Below are 22,017 nucleotides of genomic sequence, written 5' to 3'. Positions count from 1 at the left end.
TTGAAAAAGGCAGCTTTAGCTGCCTTTTTTGTGTCTATTTATTAGGAAAACTCTCTGAACCACATAATTAAGTTCTATAGTCATTATTCAGCAAAACAATCTTTTTGGTCCGTTTTGACGTTAAATATCACTGTATTGAACGATAATTATACTAACATTTAGATTCAACTCCCCATAACTAAACGTTATAATAGTCCCTTCATCTATATGACTCACTCAAAAGACTTCTAAAAATAACTATGTCTGACTATTCTTTACGTTTTGGTGGTATTCGCCGTTTATACGGCGCTCATGGCGCTAGCATTCTACAAAAGTCCCATTTTTGTATCATTGGTATTGGTGGCGTTGGCTCTTGGGCAGCTGAAGCTATTGCCCGTAATGGTGTAGGGCAAATCACATTAATCGATTTGGACGATATTTGTACCACCAATATTAATCGTCAAATCCATGCACTTACTGACACGGTTGGACAAAGTAAAGTTGACGTTATGGCTGATCGCATCAAACAAATCAATCCTGAGTGCCAAGTGAATATAATTGAAGACTTTGTTACTGTCGAAAATTTATCTAGTGTAATTACTAAAGATTTTGATTATGTCATTGATGCAATAGACTCTGTCGACATCAAAACACGCCTCATTGCTTTTTGTAGGGGAAGTAAATTACCCATTATCACTATTGGCGGTGCCGGCGGCCAAGTAGACCCAAGTAAAATTGAAATCACTGACTTGAGCAAGACTTATCAAGACCCTTTACTAGCTAAAGTAAAAAATCAACTACGGCGAGAATTTAACTTCCCGCGTGCTGATCTTAAAACAGCAGGAAAACGCAAATTTTCAATTGATGCCGTTTATTCAACAGAACAATTACGCTACCCTGCTGATGATAAAGAAGGTGAGGTATGCTTAGCAAAACCCGATACTAGCTCGGGCGATAAAGGTGGTACACGTTTAGATTGCCATAGTGGTTTTGGTGCTACAACGCATGTAACCGCCACTTTTGCCTTTTTTGCGGTCGGAAGAGCCATTGATAAGCTATTAAAAAAGAATAATATACAATATACCAAATAGAATAACTATTCATTGTGATTGTTATTTTCTAACTATTCAAGGCCGTTTTTTTCCTCTTAAATTGATTAATGCGACCAAATTTTATCTGAAAATTTTTTATAGAACTAATACCAAGTTGATTAAGTTCTTTCCCACTCAGCGAGAATTAAAAGGCTTAGAGGCAAGGCATTGATTGAAGAGAATGGTTATTCAGGAGAATAAGCTCCTGCATTCTCTAATAAGCTGCATCCATGCAGCGTCCTTATCAAAATCAATAACGCAGCATGTAAACCTTTTAAACTCGCCCTCTGGGAGCTTTCTCGATGTTCATTAACATCGTTAAGTTTATTTGATTTAGAATGACTAAACCGAAACAAATTTGCCTTGTTATTGAACATCGAGCAGAGCTCTGAGTTGGGAAAAAATTTAATCAAATTGGTATAAGTACTTTTAGGAAAAACCCCTCACTATAAGGGATTAAAACCTCAAAATAATTCTATATTTTGAACATTTTAAAAACTACTTAGTTATTTTTATCGCTATTTTGTGCTAATAATTTAATTTTATCCACAATAGCCAATAAACCATTACCCCGTGAAGGGCTTAAATGTTGCATTAAGCCTAAACGGCTAAAATAATCATTGATGTTAAATTGGTTAATTTGCTGAGCAGTTTTATTATTAAAAGCAGCAAGCACAATCACCAATAGACCACGTATTATTTTAGCGTCACTATCGGCGACAAACGTATATAAGCCTTGTTCGCTGTAATCGCTTTTGAGCCAGGCAAGACTTTCACAACCAGATATAAGGCTATTATCGTCGCGTAATGCTTTGTCTAAACGTGGTAATGTTTTACCCAACAACATAATTTCTCTATGTCGACTATCCCAGCCTTTAGTATTAGAAAATAGCGCAATAATCTCGTCCATTTCATTTTTAGTTGAGTCTGTTACAACTTTTTTATCACTTAGATGACTTACTTCTTCATTAGTTTTATCTAAAGACCCGTCGAGTAATATAGTTTTTAAGCTTGTAATAAAATAATCTATTTCTGCAATGGTATTATAAGCGGCTAGCGAGACCCTTAAACAACCATCAATATTTAAGTGGTCCATTAATGGCATAGCACAATGATGACCAGATCGAATAGCGATACCATAAATATCAAGGGACATAGCAATATCTTGATTATGATGCCCTGTTAAGGTGAACGCGATAACACCAACATCAGGTGTGCCATCAACAATAAACTTTACTTGCTCTATTTTAGCTAGCGCTTCATAGCAATGATTAACAAGTTTTTGCTCGAATAGGTTATAGGCATTAGTTTCATCAGCTAAAAAGGGGGTTAAAAAACTAATACATTCAGCAAAAGCAATCACACCAGCAATATTGGGTGTACCCGCTTCAAACTTAAAGGGTAATTCATTAAATGTAGTTGCTTGGGTAAAACTCACTGTTTTAATCATTTCCCCTCCCCCTTGATAAGGCAACATACATTCAAGTAGCACTTTTTTTCCATAAAGCACACCAATACCTGTTGGTCCATACATTTTATGTGCTGAAAAAACGTAAAAATCACAGTCAAGTGATTGTACATCGATAGATAAATGAGCCACCGCTTGAGCCCCATCAATCAAACTAATTGCACCTACAGACTTTGCTTTAGCAATAATTTTCTTAATTGGGTTTATTCGCCCTAATACGTTAGAGATATGAGCGCAAGTTACAAACTTTGTTCTATCAGTAATGATATTATCCATTTCAGCTACATCTATATAGCCGTTATTCGTTAAGGGCAACACCTTGATTACAGCACCGGTTTGCTCTGCAACTATCTGCCAAGGAACAATATTAGCGTGATGTTCACTGGCACATAGAACAATTTCGTCGCCTGGTTTTAAGGTATTTCTTGCTAGACTCTGTGCGACAATATTAATACTTTCCGTTGCGCCTTTCGTCCAGATAATTTCTTTAATACTTTTAGCCCGGATAAAGCCTTGTACCAAACTACGTGCTTTTTCAAAAGCGAAGGTTGCTTTGCTACTTAACTGATGGGAGGCTCTATGAACATTAGCATTTAGGTGTTGGTAATAATGTTGCTGACTATCGATAACTTGCTGTGGTTTTTGCGTGGTCGCTGCATTATCAAAATAAATTAAAGATGATGTTAAACCGCTTTTTTCAATCAATGATTTATCATGATTTTCTATCAATGGAAATTGTCGACGAAAGAGGTGAGGATCAAAAAGGTTCATAAAAGACTCATGATTAAGGTGAAGCAGGTTAAAAAATTAATAAAAAATACGCTTTTATTATAACTTATTTTCCCTCTGCAATTTAGATACTTAGTCAACAACATGCTTTATAGCTATGTCTAGTAGTAAAGTTGAGCCTAATTGACATTGGCTAAAATTGGCCAATGTGAGCTATAACTAGTAGGTGTCCTTTGCCAAGGGTCTCTAATATGACTTTTTTTGCTTATATCTACCAAGTCAAAATAATATTCAAGAACTATTTCAATACAAATAAAGCTTTTATGCCTACAGATGAAGAAACAAGGTGCGCTGAAGAAGTCAGTGCTAACTTTAACTATAATCTCAAGTTAAAGTGTAAAAAAGCAGCTCAGGAAATACAATATATAAACAGTTTTACCTATTGGCCAATTACTGAAGCTAAATCAAAAACAGAAAAAAATGAAATAATCTACATGGATATTAGACGTACAAAACAGACTACAATTACACAAAAAAATTACGACGATAATGAAATTAGTGAGGCGATTAATAAAATGGCTCTAACGAATAAGGTCATCGTAATAAAAAGGCCTCGCTAGGCTTACTTTCTATGTTTTATAACCCTCCTCTTAAGACTATTGCTTTTCTTAATGGGTTATCCTCCCATTGTGCAGCTTTGTTCAACCAGAACTTGGCTTCTACAATCTCACCTTGTTGATACAACGCTAAAGCAATATTGTAATGAAAACTCGGCATCAAATAACCTGATGGATTTTCCTTTAATAAAGTAAGGTATTCCTCAGGAAAGTCATCTGCAAAATATCTAAGTTGAGTACGTCGACTCAAGGGTTTGAAAGCTGAATAACTAGATGAAGTTCTATCGTTTGCACGAGACCTTTGACAGCTTTCTGAAATATGAATGCCTATTTGATCTTTATATGCTAACGGTGTACCTAGACGCCACTTTTTTTTCTTGCTCGTTGTATCACCCATTAATTGCAGAATCGGAGTATTATCATTAATGTTATTTGCCCATGATATATCTTTCAATATCATCGCTCTTAGTTTGTTCTTATCCCCTTGATAATGCTTTTTTAACACCGCAATATTATGTGAAAAAGCCTTAGATTGTATGCCTTGGCAACTGTCATGCCCTTTGATTAAAGGATATTCATCCACAAAACCTAATAAATGACTGACTTCATGACTAAAAACGTCCGCTTTATCCTTAACATCAAAATATAATATACCTAAGTGAACATTTGCCCCACCTTCGCTAAGCATTAATCCTATGTGCCGGCTATCAACCTCTTTAGTAATACTTTGCCAACGGGCTTCATCACACGTTATTGTCTGTTGTAATTGAGCCATGCAATCAAGATGTTTAACACTAATATAACGTGGTGTTGGCAGACATACGAACTGAGCAAGAGGTTGTTGCTTATTAAACGTGTTAATTAGCTGCTCAAGGTGCTTTAAATGTTTAAGATTGGTGGCAAAGAGTTGTAGATTAGTAATACAACTTGATGAGACGCCAAGCGATAAGTTAATTTTAGCTTCGTCATTAGCTTTTAGTATCGTGCTATTTTTGATAATGGCATATTTTTCCAGATCTGCTAATAGGCTGAGTGTTTTTCCATCACGATATAGCTTTACCGTGGCAGACTTAAAGAACTGTTTGACCGGCGTAATATCACCTAAGTAAATAGCGATATGAATACGTAAACGAACTATGGCTTCGCCTAAACTATTATTGGGTAGGATCTCAGGCAATCGCCTTAATGTTGATTGTGTTTTTATAATCTCACCTTGTTGAAAATATAACTGGGCAAGATCAACAATAGCTTGTTGTGAATCTAAACGAATAGCTTGTTCAAACCACATTATAGCCGTGGTAAACAGTACCTCCCTTGATTTTTCCTCCGCTATTCCCTGATACCAATGCGCTAATTTTAATGCAGATCTCCATTGGTTTTTAGCTAATTCTCTATTGAGGGTTATCCAATTATTGCTGCCAAAATCAGCGTCATTTTCTTGTATGATTAACGCAGCGACATAATGTTTTTTTAGCGCAAAGCTGAATTGGCCGTCACTATAATTATTATCGTTTATTTGCTTAGTTAAATACGCAGGCAAAAAAAATGAACTTGATGATATAAATATCATCGAGCTCATCATTACTATGAAAAGGTTAACTTTAATAAAACGCACTTTACTCACTAAAGAGTTAATTAGGGTTGTGTATTAATGGCTGTTTTTGTACGCATTAAATCTAACTCAAGTTTTGCGTATCTATGTTCAACAAACTCATAAACATTGGTACTTAAAGCCAATTTGAAGAAATTTGCCGCACTACCACGTTGGCCTAACGTTTGATTATATTTACCCAAGTAAAAATAAGCTTCACATAAACGCTCTGTAAGTTCTTTGTTTGATTGAACATCGTTTGTTAAGTTTTTAACAAACTGTCCCTGTGAAATGTCCCCTAAGTAAAGGTGAATAACCTGTTTAGCCCATATGCGATCATCAACTAATTGTGCACGCTGTTTCAATGAATATTTTGCCGCAAGCGGATCGATTTCATACTCAGTCAAATAAAGCCACAATAAACGATACGGATCATCTTGTTGCTTTTGATGAAAGGCTTGAAAGTCAAGACTAGCTAATTCGGGACGCGAGCCATAATATAGTGCTATTCCCCTATTTAAATAAGCATACTCATGATCAGGTGCCAAATCTAACGCAGAATCAAATTTTTCATACGCCTGAGCAAACTCTTGCAGTTGCGTGTAATGAATACCTAAAAAATTATAAGCATCAATTAAGTCTGGTTTTAATTGTAAGGCGTGGGAAAAATCAAATCTTGCTAATGATCGTAAACCAACGCTATCGTACAAAACACCACGGTCATAAAATAATTGTGCTCTTTGTTCATCGGCGATTTTCGCCCTATTAATCACTTCAGATAACCGTGCAATGGCTATTTCACTCTTAAAGTTAATCGAGAGCGGCTCGGCAATCACTAAGTTATTCATTATTGATGAAGAAATGTTATTGCTCTGTCCACTTGGGCTTGAGGTACAACCTTGCGTCAGCAGCGTACTACTTAAGAGTATAGTTAGAAGAGTAGTTTTGATAAGTGAATGCACAAAAAAGCCTTATAAATAAATAAGTAACAATGATAATATTTCATTATAAACAAAAAAGGAGCCTTATGGCTCCTTTTTTACTTAATGAAATGTAAAAGTTTCTTACGTAAACTATTACTCAGCAGCGGGTGTTACTTCTGCTGTTTTTTCCATTGCTTCTTTAATACTTAAACGTACACGACCTTGGCGATCAACTTCTAGTACTTTAACTTTCACTTCTTGACCTTCTGTTAAGACTTCGCTTACGTTGTTAACGCGCTCTTCAGAGATTTGAGAAATATGTACTAAACCATCTTTTCCTGGAAGTACATTAACGAAAGCACCAAAATCTACGATACGAACAACTGTACCCGTATAAAGTGTTCCTACTTCAATTTCAGCAGTTAATGCTTTAATGCGGTTGATAGCATCTTCAGCTTGCTCACCAGAGGTTGCTGCAATTTTAACAGTACCATCATCTTCAATTTCGATAGTAGTACCCGTTTCTTCAGTTAACTGACGAATTGTTGCACCACCTTTACCAATGATGTCACGAATCTTATCTTGGCTTACTTTCATCGTATGAATGCGAGGAGCGAATTGAGAGATATCGTCTCTGTGTCCACCGATAGCTTCATCCATTACAGATAAGATATGAGTACGTGCAGCTTTTGCTTGGTTTAAAGCAATTTGCATGATCTCTTGCGTGATACCTTCAATTTTGATGTCCATTTGAAGTGCAGTAATACCGCCAGTAGTACCCGCAACTTTAAAGTCCATATCACCTAAGTGATCTTCATCACCTAAAATATCAGAAAGAACAACGAATTTCTCGCCTTCTTTAACTAGACCCATCGCAATACCAGCAACAGATGCTTTAATTGGAACACCAGCATCCATTAATGCTAAAGATGCGCCACAAACAGAAGCCATTGAAGATGAACCATTTGATTCAGTGATTTCAGAAACAACACGTACCGAGTACGGGAATTCTTCAATCGTAGGCATAACAGCTAACATGCCACGTTTAGCTAAACGACCATGACCAATTTCACGACGCTTAGGGCTGCCAACAAAACCAGTTTCGCCTACACAGTATGGAGGGAAGTTGTAATGAAGCATAAACGTATCAGTTTTATCACCCATGATAGTATCTAAACGCTGAGCATCACGTTGTGTGCCCAATGTAGCAGTTACTAAAGATTGAGTTTCGCCACGAGTAAACACTGCAGAGCCATGAGTACGTGGTAAAACACCAGTCATCACGTCTAATGCACGAATTGATTCAGGATCGCGACCATCAATACGAGGGTTGCCATTTGTAATACGACCACGTACAACAGTTTTTTCTAAATCATGGAATAAATCTTTAGCATCTTGAACGTCAAGGTCAGCGTCTTGTGCTAATAACGTTTCAATTACAGTGTTACGAATTTCTTTAATTTTTTCATAACGAACAGCTTTTTCAGTAATTTGGTAAGCTTCGTTTACTTGCGCTTCACTTAACTCAGCAATTTTAGCTAATAATTCAGCATTTTTAACTGGGGCAACCCAATTCCATGAAGGAGTATTAACTTCTGCTTTAAATTCTTTTATTGCTGAAACAGCTACTTGCATTTGCTCATGGCCATATACAACAGCACCAAGCATAACTTCTTCAGATAATACATCAGCTTCAGACTCAACCATTAATACAGCAGAATCAGTACCAGATACAACTAGGTCTAATTGACTTGCTGGAAGTTCAGATTGTAGTGGGTTAAGAATGTATTGACCATCAACATAACCAACACGTGCTGCGCCAACAGGACCACTAAATGGTGCACCTGATATAGCTAATGCAGCAGAAGTACCAATTAAAGAAATGATATCAGGAGATATTTCAGGATTAACAGAAACAACAGTAATAATTACCTGTACTTCGTTAGTGAAACCTTCTGGGAATAATGGACGGATTGGACGGTCAATTAAACGCGCGATAAGTGTTTCTTCTTCTGAAGGACGACCTTCACGTTTGAAGAAACTACCAGGAATTTTACCTGCAGCGTATGCACGTTCTTGATAGTTTACTGTTAACGGGAAAAAATCCTGTCCAGGTTTAGCTTCTTTTTTAGCAACAACGGAAACAAGTACACAGGTATCGTCCATGCTTGCCATTACGGCTGCAGATGCTTGACGAGCGATAGCGCCGGTTTCTAATGTTACGGTATGCTTACCGAATTGAAATGTTTTAGTAACTTGATTGAACATAAAGTGTGCCTTATTTTATTTTTGATGTTAATCAATCTGTACAATTATTTATTCACTCAATAACCTTTGATTTAGGAAAGAGTTGAACAAAAAATTATACAGTTTGATTGATTATTAACCTGTTTTATAAAACAAAATACGTTTCATAAAATTCCACGCATATTATACTTACCTCTATAATATTTACTAGACTATAAAGGTTATTTGGTCTCTTTTATATCACTCAACGTTTAATTACAACTCATTAACAATATATATAGACTTTATAGGTAAAGCGCATTACTGTCAGACGCTTACTAATTCATATAAAAGGATATTTTAATGAAAAGTGTGTTGCTAATATTACTAATCTTAGTATTTCTTCCTTCATGTAGTTCAACAACGAGCGAAAACGACGGAGTGTCAGCTAATGTAACAAAGAAGAAAGTTTGTTTTGAAAAGAAATCAACAGGTAGTCGTATTGCCAAAAAAGTGTGTAAAACTTAGAGTACAAAGAAAATACTAAATATATTTTTCTGTCAGTTTGAGACTAGAAGGTAGTTAAACTATTTGATATTGATATTTTATTCGATAAATCATTATCAAAGTTTTAAATATAAGATATTAAAAAGGAGCCACTAGGCTCCTTTTTGTACTCTAAAGTAAGAATAAATCGTTTTATTAACGACGTAGGCCTAATTTAGCGATTGCTGCAGTATAACGTTCAACGTTCTTACCTTTAAGGTAATCAAGTAATTTACGACGTTGTGCAACCATACGTAATAAACCACGACGTGAATGGTGATCATGGATGTGCTCTTTGAAGTGACCTTGTAAGTGGTTGATTTGTGCAGTTAACAAAGCAACTTGAACTTCTGGAGAACCAGTATCACCTTCTGATTGAGCATATTCTGCAACGATTGCAGCTTTTTGTGTAGCATTTAAAGACATTATAAAATCCTTAGTGTGTTGACCCTACCCTCAATTGTATTGAGTTAAGAGATTAAAATACGCATCAAGCCAAACACTAATTTAGCATTGATGACGAAAGAGCGCGTATTCTAGCAGCCAATAACTAAAAAGCAAGCGATTAGTTTCATTCGCAAGCTTATGAGCTAAAAATAATTTGATACTATATACGCTTTATATGTGTGCTTTATACTTATGCTCTAAATAACGACGATACGCTTAGGTGCAACTAAACCATCATCATTGATAAAACCTACGCCGATAAATTCAATGTTTGCATCATTTTCATCTTCACCAAGGTACACCTGAACACTGCCAGCTTCAGGCTGATTGTAAGCTTGTACCGGGTTACCGTGGCGTAAAAAATTAGCAGACATATCATCAACGTATACGCAGTGCATACCATCTACCGCGCTATTCATAGGCAGTAATAATGGGTCAAGAACATCCGAAGGTGTTATCTCATCGGCAATAGCTTGTTCAAGTAATGCTTCAAGCTCAGGCAAGGTTATCATTTTTTCTATTGGATAATTACCTACAGCAGAACGTCTAAGGTGCGCCACATGTGCGCCACAACCTAGTAATTCACCTAAGTCATCAACGATAGTTCGAATGTATGTACCTTTAGACACATGAATATTCAACTCAACTTCATCATGTTCAAAGCGTAATAACTCAAGATTAAATACTGTAATATCACGTGCTTCACGTGGTACTTCAATACCTTCTCTTGCGTATTTATACAGAGGCTGTCCTTGATGTTTAAGTGCCGAATACATTGATGGTACTTGCTTGGTCGTTCCACGAAAAGTATCGAGGGCTTGCGCGAGTTGTTCATCTGTCACGTTTACTTCTTTCTCACTGACAACCTCACCACCGGCATCACTGGTTGTGGTGCGAATACCTAGCTTGGCTGTCACTTGATACGTTTTATCGGTATCAAGTAAGTACTGTGAGAATTTAGTTCCCTCACCCAAACAGATAGGCAGCATACCTGTTGCTAACGGGTCTAAAGCCCCCGTGTGACCGGCTTTTTGAGCAAAATAAATACGCTTAACTGTTTGTAAGGCATGGTTAGATGACAATCCGTGTGGTTTATCTAATAACAGAACACCATTTATTGCGCGACCTTTTCTACGTTTAGCCATTTATGACTCGCCCTGCTCACCATCGACACTTTTTTCGTCGTCAACCTGTGCATCGTCAACTTGTGTATCATGGTTCTTATCACTTGCAACAGCTTGGTCTACCAAAGCGCTCATACGAACACCTTCACTCATTGAGCTATCATAAACAAAGCGTAAATGTGGCATAATACGAGCACGTAGACGTTTACCTAGCAACGAACGGATATAACCTTCAGCTTCAGCTAAGACTTCTAACGAGGCCTTAATTTCATCTTGATTATCATTAAAAAAAGTTACAAAAATTTTGGCGTAAGCTAAATCACGAGTAACTTCAACAGCAGATACTGTCGTCATACTTAAGCGAGGATCTTTAATTTCGCGCATTAAAATAGTCGCGATTTCTTTTTGGATTTGCTGACCTACTCGGTCAGTACGGGCATATTCTCTAGCCATCGTATACTCCTATGAAACTGTTATTATTAAATGACAGCTTCCTTTGTTTGTTTATTAATAAGTTAATTATAAATTATCAACATAAAAGGGGCATAAGCCCCTTTTATAATTAACTACCTGTTGCTTTAGATTGAATCTAATTGCTTTGAGAGCGAAGAGGAAGCACAGAGTTGACGCATGTCAATGAGTACTTCCGATGATGCTCTCGATGTAATTAGCAAAAATATAAAGTTACAGCGTACGTTTTATTTCAATAGTTTCAAATACTTCGATTTGATCACCAACACGTACATCATTGTAGTTCTTAACACCGATACCACACTCAATACCGTTACGAACTTCTTGAACGTCATCTTTAAAGCGACGTAATGACTCTAGCTCACCTTCGTAAATAACTACGTTATCACGTAATACGCGAATTGGTGCGCTGCGCTTGATAATACCTTCAGTAACCATACAACCAGCGATAGCACCGATTTTAGGTGACTTAAACACATCACGAACTTGAGCTAGACCAATGATTTCTTGCTTGAATTCTGGCGCTAACATACCACTCATGGCTTGTTTAACTTCTTCAATCAAAGCGTAGATAACACTGTAGTAACGTAAATCGATGTTTTCTGCTTCAATCACTTTACGAGCAGAAACGTCTGCACGAACATTGAAACCAACAACGATAGCATTAGAAGCAGCGGCTAACGTTGCATCAGTTTCAGTGATTGCACCAACACCTGAACCAATGATTTTCACTTTAACTTCGTCAGTTGAAAGTTTAAGTAATGAATCGCTGATTGCTTCAAGTGAACCTTGAACATCTGACTTAATAACTACATTTACTTCTGAAATATCGCCTTCAGCCATACTAGCAAACATGTTTTCAAGTTTAGCTTTTTGTTGGCGAGCAAGCTTCACATCGCGGAATTTGCCTTGACGGAATAAAGCTACTTCACGTGCTTTCTTTTCATCTTTTACAACAGTTGCTTCATCACCAGCTTGTGGAACACCACTTAAGCCGATAATTTCAACTGGGATAGATGGACCCGCAGATTGAATAGTTTTACCATTCTCATCACGCATCGCACGTACACGGCCATATTCTAAACCACAAAGTACGATATCACCTTGCTTTAAAGTACCTTCTTGTACCAGTACAGTAGCTACTGGGCCACGGCCTTTATCTAATTTAGATTCAACAACTACACCATTAGCCATTTTATCGATAATAGCTGTTAGCTCTAATACTTCAGATTGTAACAATATAGAATCAAGTAATTCGTCAATCCCTAAACCAGTTTTAGCTGATACATGACAGAATTGAACTTCACCGCCCCACTCTTCTGAAAGTACGCCGTGTTGTGATAATTCACTTTTAACACGATCTGGATCCGCAGACTCTTTATCCATTTTGTTAACGGCAATGATAATAGGCGCATCAGATGCTTGAGCATGTTGAATTGCTTCAATCGTCTGTGGCATAACACCATCATCTGCAGCAACAACAATGACTACAATATCTGTTGCTTTAGCACCACGAGAGCGCATAGCAGTAAAGGCAGCATGACCTGGAGTATCTAAGAAAGTGATCATACCATGACCAGTTTCTACGTGATAAGCACCGATATGCTGAGTAATACCACCCGCTTCGCCGTCAGCTACTTTTGCTTGACGAATATAATCAAGTAGTGATGTTTTACCATGATCAACGTGACCCATAATAGTAACAACAGGTGCACGAGTAATCTCTTCACCAGTATCCTGACGATCGGCAAGTACCGCTTCTTCTAAAGCATTTTCTTTAACAAGTACTACTTCAAAACCCATATCTTCAGCAACAAGTGCTGCAGTTTCTTGGTCAATTACTTGGTTAATGGTCGCCATAGCGCCCAATTTAAACATAGCTTTAACAACTTCTGCGCCTTTCTTAGACATTTTATTGGCTAATTCAGCAACAGAAATCGTTTCACCGATACGGATATCTTGTAATTTAGTTTCAACAGGTTTTGTAAAACCGTGTTTTAAACTGTCTGGTGAAGATAATGTTTTACCTTTTCCTCGTCCACTATTACGGCCACGAGCATTACGATCAACTGGTTTTTTCTTCTTACGTCGACGACCACTTTCATCAGCAGAGTCACTTTTATCTTCCGCTTCTTGGGCATAGACAGAAGATGTTAAATGTACAACTTCTTTTTCTTTCGCTTTACGTTCAGCTTCTTGTTCTTTCCAACGACCTTCATTTTCTTCAGCAAGCTTTTTAGCCGCTGCTGCCGCTGCTGCCGCTTCTGCTTCAACTTTTGCAGCCGCTTCTTTTTCTTGAGCTAAACGAAGTTTTTTCGATTCTTCTGTTTCAGCTACCTTTTCAGGGGCTTGTTCAATATTTTTAGCTTTTTCTACCGCGGCATTTTTTGCTTTAGCTGCTGCTTCAACTTTCGCTTCAGCTTTACGTTCAGCTTCAACTTCAGCTTTAGCTGCTGCTACGCCTTTTTCATTTTCAGCTTCTTTCGCTGCAGCTTCGGCTTTAGCCTTTGCATCTGCTTCTACTAAAATAGCTGCTTCAGCTGCTGCTTTCGCCGCTTCTTCAGCAATTTTTTCATCTTCTAGTTCACTACGCTTCACGTAAGTGCGTTTTTTGCGAACTTCAACATTAACCGACTTAGCTTTACTGCCATGACCCATGGTCAGAGTAGACTTAGTTTTACGGTTTAAAGTGAGTTTATTCGGTTTTGCTTCCGACTCATCACCATGTTGCTTTTTAAGGTGTCCTAATAAGGATTCTTTTTCATCTTGCGTAATAGCATCGGTAGCCGATTTATTCACGCCTGAGTCAGCTAACTGACTTACTAAGCGATCCACCGGTGTTCCGATTTCTTTGGCAAGTTCTGCTACAGTTATATCTGCCATCTATATTATTCTCCGGTGTTATTATTCTTCGTTAAACCAACAAATATTACGTGCCGCCATGATTAGCTCGCCCGCTTTGGTTTCATCTAAATCTTCAATATCGCTAATTTCATCGATACCTTGTTCAGCTAAGTCTTCAAGTGTTCGAACACCGCGACTTGCTAAAACAAAGGCTAAATGACGCTCTAAACCTTCAAGGTCAAGTAAATCTTGCGCAGGTTCAGCTCCTTCTAAAGTCTCTTCACTCGCTAGAGCTTGTGTAGTTAACGCTTCTTTAGCACGTTCACGAAGAGCTTCAATAATTTCTTCGGTTAGACCTTCAATATCTAGCATTTCAGCTACAGGAACATAAGCAATTTCTTCTAGTGAAGTAAAACCTTCTTCAGCAAGTAATGTTGCAAAGTCTTCATCGAGATCTAACTTATCAATAAACAAGTTTAATACTTTATCGTTTTCTGCCTGATGCTTTTCTTTCATATCAGCAACAGTCATTACATTCAGTTCCCAACCAGTTAACTGGCTTGCTAAACGAATATTTTGACCACTACGGCCAATTGCCATAGCTAAATTAGCTTCTTCAACTGCAATATCCATAGTGCCTTTGTCTTCATCAACAATAATTGAAGCGACTTCGGCAGGTGACATAGCATTAATTACATATTGAGCAACGTTGTCATCGTATAAAACGATATCTACACGTTCCCCACCTAACTCGCCAGATACCGCTTGGACACGAGAACCACGCATACCAACACAAGCACCAACAGGGTCGATACGTTTGTCATTACTTTTTACTGAAATTTTAGCTCGAGAACCAGGATCACGAGCGGCCCCCTTAATTTCTAGTAATTCTTCGCCAATTTCAGGTACTTCAACTCGGAAAAGCTCGATTAACATTTCAGGTTTGGTACGGCTTAAAAATAATTGTGCACCACGTGCTTCTGGTTTGATTTCATACAACAAACCACGTACACGGTCACCCGGACGAAATGTTTCGCGTGGTAACATATCATCACGGTAAATAACCGCTTCAGCATTATTACCTAAATCAACAATGACACTCTCACGACTTGCTTTTTTAACAACGCCGGTAACAATCTCACCTAAGTGCTCTTGGTACGCTTCAGTTACTAAAGCACGTTCAGCTTCACGTATTTTTTGAACGATAACTTGTTTTGCAGTTTGCGTAGTTACACGGTCAAATTTTACTGACTCAATTTGATCTTCTGAATAATCACCTACGTTTAATTCTGGATCAGAATATTGCGCTGCTGCTAAACCAATTTCAGCATAGGGATTTTCCATTGGTTCATTGCCGTCTTCAACAATTAACCAACGACGAAATGTCTCAAACTCGCCTGTAATACGGTCAATAGCAACACGTACTTCAATGTCACCTTCATATTTTTTCTTGGTAGCTGTTTCTAAAGCAGTTTCCATCGCCTCAAAAATGCTTTCTCTTGGTAATGCTTTTTCATTAGAAACCGCATCAACAACCAGTAATATTTCCTTACTCATGCTACTTAGCCTTTAATTTATGTTAACTGTTTATAATATTTTCAAGGTTTAAAATTTTGCGACAAGGTTCGCTTTATCTACGTTGCTGTAAGCAATTTCATAATCGATGCTGTCGACTTGTACTATTAATGTATCGTTTTCTATGGCAACTAATGGCCCTTTGAACTTTCGACGACCATTTAAAGGCATTGATAATCTTAGATTAACCGTTTCACCAATAACTTCTTGAAAATGTGCTAATTCAAATAATGGACAATCAACACCTGGAGATGAAACTTCTAGACTGTATTCACTACTAATTGGATCTTCTACATCTAATAGTGCACCGACTTGACGACTCACTTCTGCACAGTCGTCAACATTGATGCCATTTTCATGGTCAATAAACAAACGTAAAACTGAGTTATTGCCCGCACTGAGATATTCAATGCCACGCAAAGTTTTGCCAGTTTCTTCAACTGCAGGTCTTAATAAATCAGTTAGTTTTTGCTCAAATTTAGCCAATCTTGTTCTCCTGTTATTCTACCCTTATGATAAATACATAAGGCAGTACAATATAAATTTTAGATATAAAAAAAGGGCATATAGCCCAGCGAAATGTTGCTGTATTCGTCTTAAATCACGTGATTTCTACGCTTAAAAAAACAAAAAACCCCAATTCAGGGGCTTATTTCACTGTTTTCCCCCTAGATCAAACAAGAATAACAAGTTTAATCTGGTTATTATTAGCTAGACTACTAATAATATTAATAAGAATATAAACCGCACAGCGTAAGTTGGTTTATTCAGTGACATCTTATTAAGTTCTATTGTGGCAAATTATATAGTGGCTTGTCATCAAGCGCAAGGGGCATTAGCCATTATCGATTATAAAAATCGCCTTTTTAGCGATATTCGTCCAAAAAATCACGAGTAAATATTTGCTAAAATTAATTTATATTTTACAATACGTTAGTATTGACTCTATAATGTAGCTATTAATATAGCCATCATTTCATACAAAAACTGCATTGATATAAATAGTATGTCTTTGCTTCTTGATAGGATTTAAACGGAGCATTTAATTTCATCATGTATAAGTTTTCTAAATTATTTATCAAAAATATATTGTTTGCGTTAGTTTTTATTATCGCTATAGGCGCCATTGCATTTGTACTATTAAGCTCATACGTGAATCAGCAAACACTAGCACAACAAAACACCATTCAACTCGTTAGCCAACACTTTGTTGAAAGTGAAATGCCTGTACAAGAGATGGCTACTAAATTAGCCGATATTTTAACGGCCGGCACAGATTACCAAACCTTAATAATTAAAAGTAATTCTCAAACATTTGTTAATCATCAAAAGAATCAAACCCATCCATTTGATTCTTTTTTAGCGAAGCGTAAAACTGTTTCCGCCGGAAAACTTAATTTACAAGTTCAATACCAATTAAGCTTTATTGGTATTATTGACTTTTTGACGAAATTCTTTATCGGCATTACTGCGCTATCCCTTTTATTTGTTTTTATTTCAGCAAGACTAAATTATAAATTACAACTTACTATCTTCCGTGTGATCAGCAAGCAAATTAGTAATGAATTAGCCCAAATTAATGATGCTGATTTCATTACAAAAGAAAAGAGCAATCAGCAACTACTAGACATTCCAGCTTTAGAAGAAGGTATTGCTGAAATCAAATCGATGATGACAAAGCAATTTAAAAATACTACCTCTTTAGAAATTGAAGCGCATGTTGATAGCTTAACTGGCATAGAGAACCGTAATCGATTTGTCCAGTTTTATGAAAATCAAATTGTACAAGACAGTCCCGTAAAATTTGGCGTTATTCTTATTACCCGTTGCTCTGAACTGCAAACAATTAATCAAGTACATGGCTATAACTCCGGCGACAACTACATAATAAAAGTCGCTGAGATAATGAAAAACGCCTTAGAAACAAGGCCAACAGGAAAGCTTTTTAGGTTAAACAGTTCTGACTTTGCTACCATATTACCTAACGAACAACTGAAAGTAGCTGAAAATTATGCCAGCGATTTAACGCTTAAATTTAATGACTACCAGCAAGTTAATGAATTAGATTCTGTTGCCTTTACTGGTTTAGTCTATTTTGATAAATCAAAACCATTAGGTGAGCTTTTGGCCCTAGCCGATACGGGTGTAAGTGTCGCTCAAACACAACAAACAAATTCATGGTATTCGCAAAAAGACATTGATATTTTAACAGATAACAGCGCTAACTTTGGTAGTCAAAATTGGCGACATGAAATAGATAGCGTCCTAGATGCTGGAAGAGTTACCTTATTATTGCAACCTATACAACCAAGCGGTCGTAATAATAAAGTGTATGGTGAAGTATTAGCACGTTTTCTTAATGCTAACGATGATATGTTACCAACTGCCACATTTATTGCTATGGCTGAAAAGCTTGATAAAATAATCGAAGTAGACCGTCTCATCATCGAGACAGTGATTAAAGAAATAACCAGCAAAAATATGTTAGAAAGCAGTTATGGCATTAACATTAGCCCTCGAAGTATTAATAATGAGCATTTTATGATCTGGCTAGAGCGTAAATTGCTACGTGAACCGACAGCTTCTCCTCGATTAGTCTTTGAAATATCAGAGTTAGGCATGCAGCAAAACATAAAAGCGGCTAAACGCTTAGTTGACATGTTACACCGTGTGGGTTCAAGAGTGACTGTAGAACGGTTTGGTGTTGGCTTAACGTCATTTAAATTTTTTAGGGATTTAACACCTGATTATATTAAAATGGATAGTTCTTATACCCGCGATATTGATGATGATAAGAACAACCAATACTTCTTACGCTTAATGGTTGATTTAGCCCATAGACTTGGCATTAGCGTATTAGCTGAAAGTGTTGAAAGCCAAGAAGAAAAACACACGTTAGAGAAACTATTCATTGATGGTTGTCAGGGGTATTATGTTGGAAAACCCGCTCCACTGTAATTGTTTTTATAGTTAATACCGTAGAAGCCGAATGTGTTAAACGCATTCGGCTTTTTTTCAGAGTCCCCATTTGTTATTTCAAAATAAAGAAAACGAATAAAAGCGTAATACCCCTACTGCTGGTGTGTTGTTAAATAAACTAAAAACACGGATAATAGCGGCATAATTATAAATTACCTAATGACCCTTAAAGTAAATGACTGACTATCTGTTACTACTCGTTGGCACTGTACTCGTAAACAATTTTGTTTTAGTACAATTCCTTGGCCTATGTCCATTCATGGGGGTTTCTTCACGTACTGAAACCGCTATAGGTATGTCATTCGCCACAGTTTTCGTGATGACATTAGCCTCTCTTTTGAGCTATTTAGTTACCACCTATCTACTTGTGCCGCTCAACCTTGAATATCTAACCACGATGAGTTTTATTTTGGTAATTGCTGTTGTTGTGCAGTTTACTGAGATGGTTGTTCATAAAACCAGCGCTAGCCTTTACCGATTATTAGGCATTTTTTTACCACTAATCACGACAAATTGTGCTGTGTTGGGTGTTGCCTTACTCAATTTAAGATTACAGCATGGTTTTTTCGAATCCATTATTTACGGTTTTGGTGCCGCATTAGGCTTTTCTTTAGTATTAGTGATGTTTTCTGCCATGCGTGAGAAACTAGCAAATGCCGATGTACCAACACCATTTAAAGGTACTGCTATCGCAATGATTACCGCGGGTTTAATGTCATTAGCTTTCCTTGGTTTTACCGGTTTGGTGAAAATTTAACATGAACATCCTTCTTGCCATCCTTGTATTAGGCAGCATTGCTGCCATATTTGGTGCTTTACTCGGTTTTGCTTCAGTCCGCTTTAAAGTAGATGCAGATCCAATTGTCGAACAACTTGATGCTCTACTTCCTCAAACACAATGTGGTCAATGTGGTTACCCCGGTTGCAAACCTTACGCGCAAGCAGTTGCCGATGGTGAAGCAATCAATAAATGTGCGCCAGGCGGCGAAGACACGATTAAAAAAATAGCTGACTTAATGGGGGTTGAAGTTCAACCACTTGATGAAAGTCACGTTAAAGGTGATATCGCACAAAGTAATCGCCCCAAAGTAGCCTTTGTTATTGAAGAAGATTGTATCGGCTGTACAAAGTGTATTCAGGCTTGCCCTGTTGACGCCATTATTGGTGCCGCAAAGCAAATGCATACCATTATCATAGATGAGTGTACCGGGTGTGATTTATGTGTTGCACCTTGCCCAGTAGATTGTATTGAAATGCGTGAGTTGCCAGAGACTATTCATAATTGGCAATGGGATTTAACCAGTATTCCAGTAAAACAACTGGATTAGGAGAGTATGGTGGAATCAGTAATAGAGCGTATCACGCGTGGCCATTTTTGGGATTTTCATGGCGGCATTCATCCCCCTGAACAAAAGTTTCTCACTTCAAACAAGCCTATTAAGCAGCTTGCTTTACCAAAGCAGTTAATTATCCCCCTACAACAGCATATTGGTCGTGAAGGTGATTTACTGGTTACTATCGGCGAACATGTATTAAAAGGGCAAGCCCTAACGCTAAGTACTAACCCTATGGTTGTTCCGGTCCATGCACCAACGAGTGGAACTATCAGTGACATTAAAATGTCGGTTATTGCTCACCCTTCAGGTTTAAACCAATTATGTATATTCCTCGATGTTGATGGCGAAGACGCTTGGCGTAAAAGAAACGTTTGTTACGATATAGAACAACTATCTAACCATGAAATAATTGAAAAAATTGCTGATGCCGGTATCGCGGGCATGGGCGGCGCAGGTTTTCCAACCCATATCAAAGTAAACAGCAAACCCGATATTAACTTCCTTATTATCAACGGCGCAGAATGTGAGCCTTATATCACTGCTGATGACTTGTTAATGATGGAACAAAGTAACGCTATTGTCGATGGCATCAAAATTCTTGATAAACTGTTAAACCCTGCTTTTATTCTAATTGCTATTGAAGATAATAAACCTAAAGCAATTAAGGCACTACAACAAGCTACCACTAGCATTGAGAAAATAAAAGTTTGTGTCGTACCGACTAAGTACCCTACAGGTGGGGAAAAGCAGCTGATTCAAATTCTAACTGGTCAAGAGGTTACCTCAGGCCAGCTGCCTATTCATGCTGGTATTGTCATGCAAAACGTTGCGACTTGTTTTGCAATTAATGAAGCGGTTAGACATGACATTCCTCTTATTCGCCGTGTTGTTACGGTAACAGGACAGGCTTTAAATAAACCACAAAATGTTTGGGCATTACTCGGCACGCCGATAAATTTCTTGCTTGAACAATGTAGTGTGCAAAATATTGAAAATGAAAAGCAGCCGGTAATTATGGGTGGCCCAATGATGGGCTTTAGTGTCTCTAGTGAGCTTGTACCTATTGTTAAAACCAGTAACTGCATTTTAGTACCCAGTAAAGTTGAAATGCCGAGTGCTTTTGAAAAAGAAAGTAAAGAAGTTGAATGTATTCGTTGTGGTCAATGTAGCGATGTATGTCCTAGTCAATTACTGCCACAAGAATTGCAATGGAGTGCAAAAGCTAAAGATCATGCACAATTAAAAAAACTTAATTTAAGTGATTGTATTGATTGCGGCGCCTGCGCTTATGTTTGCCCAAGCCAAATTCCTCTGGTGCATTACTATCGTATTGCTAAAGCTGAAATACGTGAACAGCAACAATTAGATTTAAAAGCAGAAAAAGCCAAAATTCGTTTTGAAGCGCGTAAATTACGCTTAGAAAAAGAGAAAATTGCTCGACAAGAAAAACACAAAAAAGCAGCTGCGGCGCGTAAAGCTGCCATGAATAAGGCAACACCTGAAGCAACGGGCGCTAAATCAGCGGTTGCTGCTGCGTTAGCGCGTGTAAAAGCTAAAAAAGCATCAAAGGATCAAGCCCAAACAAATGTTCCTGATCCTCAAGGTGATTTACCTACAGATAGCGCGGATGACCAGAAATCTCAAGTATCCGCGGCTATAGCAAGAGCTAAGGCGAAGAAAAAACTTAAAGAAGAAGCAGTCAATAAACTTTCTCTCGACAGTGGTATTGTTAGTACAAAGTCAGAGGTCGAGGCAGATAAAGTAGCTCCAACTGAACAACCGACTGTAGATGATAAAAAAGCCAAAATAGCTGCGGCTATTGCCAAAGCTAAAGCAAAGAAACTCAGTAAGTCTGCTGAATCCTCTAATACGGTTCAAGCCCCCGAAAATATGGTGTCTGAAAAAATAGCAAGTTCAGATGATAAAAAAGCAAAAATTGCCGCCGCTGTAGCTAAAGCAAAGGCTAAAAAGAAATTAAAAGAAGCCACTTCTTTTGCAAATAACGACCAAGATAGCGTGTAAAAAATGAGCGAATATAAACAAACTCGAATAGAAATTTATCCTCGAAAC

The 22,017-nt window shown here is 37.5% G+C and carries 16 protein-coding genes; 6 read left to right on the top strand and 10 right to left on the bottom strand.

Annotated features, from left to right (window positions below; genetic code table 11):
* Window positions 1-239: 239 nt before the first annotated feature.
* The gene (gene tcdA, locus CXF71_RS10460; RefSeq protein ID WP_101232902.1) at window positions 240-1,070 is read left to right on the top strand and encodes a tRNA cyclic N6-threonylcarbamoyladenosine(37) synthase TcdA; all 831 of its coding nucleotides are present in this window, start codon (window positions 240-242) and stop codon (window positions 1,068-1,070) included.
* 502 nt (window positions 1,071-1,572) lie between these two features.
* Here the strand turns inward: tcdA and CXF71_RS10455 are convergent.
* Window positions 1,573-3,309, bottom strand: a complete 1,737-nt coding sequence (locus tag CXF71_RS10455) for a SufS family cysteine desulfurase (RefSeq protein ID WP_101232901.1) — start codon at window positions 3,307-3,309, stop codon at window positions 1,573-1,575.
* A 209-nt stretch (window positions 3,310-3,518) separates the two neighbouring features.
* Between CXF71_RS10455 and CXF71_RS10450 the strand changes: the two genes are divergently transcribed.
* Complete coding sequence (locus tag CXF71_RS10450; RefSeq protein ID WP_101232900.1) at window positions 3,519-3,887, top strand: hypothetical protein; 369 nt, start codon at window positions 3,519-3,521, stop codon at window positions 3,885-3,887.
* 16 nt (window positions 3,888-3,903) lie between these two features.
* On the opposite strand, the gene CXF71_RS10445 is transcribed toward CXF71_RS10450, so the two are convergent.
* The 9 genes from CXF71_RS10445 to rimP form a co-directional block, all read right to left on the bottom strand.
* A complete protein-coding gene (locus CXF71_RS10445) occupies window positions 3,904-5,454 on the bottom strand; it encodes a hypothetical protein (RefSeq protein WP_232771444.1) in 1,551 nt (516 codons plus the stop codon).
* Between the two features lie 65 nt (window positions 5,455-5,519).
* Window positions 5,520-6,437, bottom strand: a complete 918-nt coding sequence (gene nlpI / locus CXF71_RS10440) for a lipoprotein NlpI (protein ID WP_101232899.1) — start codon at window positions 6,435-6,437, stop codon at window positions 5,520-5,522.
* 114 nt (window positions 6,438-6,551) lie between these two features.
* Complete coding sequence (pnp, locus tag CXF71_RS10435) at window positions 6,552-8,666, bottom strand: polyribonucleotide nucleotidyltransferase (protein ID WP_101232898.1); 2,115 nt, start codon at window positions 8,664-8,666, stop codon at window positions 6,552-6,554.
* 660 nt (window positions 8,667-9,326) lie between these two features.
* Complete coding sequence (gene rpsO, locus CXF71_RS10430; RefSeq protein WP_101232897.1) at window positions 9,327-9,596, bottom strand: 30S ribosomal protein S15; 270 nt, start codon at window positions 9,594-9,596, stop codon at window positions 9,327-9,329.
* A 218-nt stretch (window positions 9,597-9,814) separates the two neighbouring features.
* On the bottom strand, window positions 9,815-10,762 hold the full coding sequence (gene truB / locus CXF71_RS10425; RefSeq protein WP_101232896.1) for a tRNA pseudouridine(55) synthase TruB: 948 nt from the start codon (window positions 10,760-10,762) through the stop codon (window positions 9,815-9,817).
* Complete coding sequence (rbfA, locus tag CXF71_RS10420) at window positions 10,763-11,194, bottom strand: 30S ribosome-binding factor RbfA (protein ID WP_101232895.1); 432 nt, start codon at window positions 11,192-11,194, stop codon at window positions 10,763-10,765. It lies immediately after the preceding gene.
* A 231-nt stretch (window positions 11,195-11,425) separates the two neighbouring features.
* Window positions 11,426-14,095, bottom strand: coding sequence for a translation initiation factor IF-2 (gene infB / locus CXF71_RS10415; protein WP_101232894.1), 2,670 nt, complete (start codon window positions 14,093-14,095; stop codon window positions 11,426-11,428).
* A gap of 21 nt (window positions 14,096-14,116) precedes the next feature.
* Window positions 14,117-15,613, bottom strand: a complete 1,497-nt coding sequence (nusA, locus tag CXF71_RS10410) for a transcription termination factor NusA (protein WP_101232893.1) — start codon at window positions 15,611-15,613, stop codon at window positions 14,117-14,119.
* Window positions 15,614-15,661: 48 nt separating this feature from the next.
* Entirely contained in the window at window positions 15,662-16,117 is a 456-nt protein-coding gene (gene rimP, locus CXF71_RS10405; RefSeq protein WP_101232892.1) for a ribosome maturation factor RimP, read from the bottom strand.
* 567 nt (window positions 16,118-16,684) lie between these two features.
* Between rimP and CXF71_RS10400 the strand changes: the two genes are divergently transcribed.
* The 4 genes from CXF71_RS10400 (at window position 16,685) to rsxC (ending at window position 21,969) form a co-directional block, all read left to right on the top strand.
* The gene (locus CXF71_RS10400; RefSeq protein WP_101232891.1) at window positions 16,685-18,589 is read left to right on the top strand and encodes an EAL domain-containing protein; all 1,905 of its coding nucleotides are present in this window, start codon (window positions 16,685-16,687) and stop codon (window positions 18,587-18,589) included.
* 196 nt (window positions 18,590-18,785) lie between these two features.
* Window positions 18,786-19,367 (top strand): electron transport complex subunit RsxA, encoded by a 582-nt coding sequence (gene rsxA, locus CXF71_RS10395; RefSeq protein WP_101232890.1) that lies wholly within the window; start codon window positions 18,786-18,788, stop codon window positions 19,365-19,367.
* 1 nt (window position 19,368) lies between these two features.
* Window positions 19,369-19,938, top strand: a complete 570-nt coding sequence (rsxB, locus tag CXF71_RS10390) for an electron transport complex subunit RsxB (protein ID WP_101232889.1) — start codon at window positions 19,369-19,371, stop codon at window positions 19,936-19,938.
* A gap of 6 nt (window positions 19,939-19,944) precedes the next feature.
* Window positions 19,945-21,969: an electron transport complex subunit RsxC gene (gene rsxC / locus CXF71_RS10385; protein WP_101232888.1), complete on the top strand. Its 2,025-nt coding sequence runs from the start codon at window positions 19,945-19,947 to the stop codon at window positions 21,967-21,969.
* The last annotated feature ends 48 nt before the right edge of the window (window positions 21,970-22,017 follow it).

It is taken from the genome of Colwellia sp. 12G3 (genome assembly GCF_002836775.1).
Classification (GTDB): domain Bacteria; phylum Pseudomonadota; class Gammaproteobacteria; order Enterobacterales; family Alteromonadaceae; genus Colwellia.
Note: the sequence above shows the minus strand (reverse complement) of the source record. Positions and strands in the feature narration are given on the sequence as shown.

Excerpts from the sequence above, each read along its gene's own strand:
- rpsO (WP_101232897.1), bottom strand. The coding sequence starts at position 9,596 with ATGTCTTTAAATGCTACACAAAAAGCTGCAATCGTTGCAGAATATGCT.
- CXF71_RS10445 (WP_232771444.1), bottom strand. The coding sequence starts at position 5,454 with ATGATATTTATATCATCAAGTTCATTTTTTTTGCCTGCGTATTTAACT.
- CXF71_RS10455 (WP_101232901.1), bottom strand. The coding sequence starts at position 3,309 with ATGAACCTTTTTGATCCTCACCTCTTTCGTCGACAATTTCCATTGATA.
- truB (WP_101232896.1), bottom strand. The coding sequence starts at position 10,762 with ATGGCTAAACGTAGAAAAGGTCGCGCAATAAATGGTGTTCTGTTATTA.
- infB (WP_101232894.1), bottom strand. The coding sequence starts at position 14,095 with ATGGCAGATATAACTGTAGCAGAACTTGCCAAAGAAATCGGAACACCG.
- CXF71_RS10450 (WP_101232900.1), top strand. The coding sequence starts at position 3,519 with ATGACTTTTTTTGCTTATATCTACCAAGTCAAAATAATATTCAAGAAC.
- tcdA (WP_101232902.1), top strand. The coding sequence starts at position 240 with ATGTCTGACTATTCTTTACGTTTTGGTGGTATTCGCCGTTTATACGGC.
- rsxB (WP_101232889.1), top strand. The coding sequence starts at position 19,369 with ATGAACATCCTTCTTGCCATCCTTGTATTAGGCAGCATTGCTGCCATA.
- CXF71_RS10400 (WP_101232891.1), top strand. The coding sequence starts at position 16,685 with ATGTATAAGTTTTCTAAATTATTTATCAAAAATATATTGTTTGCGTTA.
- pnp (WP_101232898.1), bottom strand. The coding sequence starts at position 8,666 with ATGTTCAATCAAGTTACTAAAACATTTCAATTCGGTAAGCATACCGTA.
- rsxC (WP_101232888.1), top strand. The coding sequence starts at position 19,945 with ATGGTGGAATCAGTAATAGAGCGTATCACGCGTGGCCATTTTTGGGAT.
- rsxA (WP_101232890.1), top strand. The coding sequence starts at position 18,786 with ATGACTGACTATCTGTTACTACTCGTTGGCACTGTACTCGTAAACAAT.
- nusA (WP_101232893.1), bottom strand. The coding sequence starts at position 15,613 with ATGAGTAAGGAAATATTACTGGTTGTTGATGCGGTTTCTAATGAAAAA.
- rbfA (WP_101232895.1), bottom strand. The coding sequence starts at position 11,194 with ATGGCTAGAGAATATGCCCGTACTGACCGAGTAGGTCAGCAAATCCAA.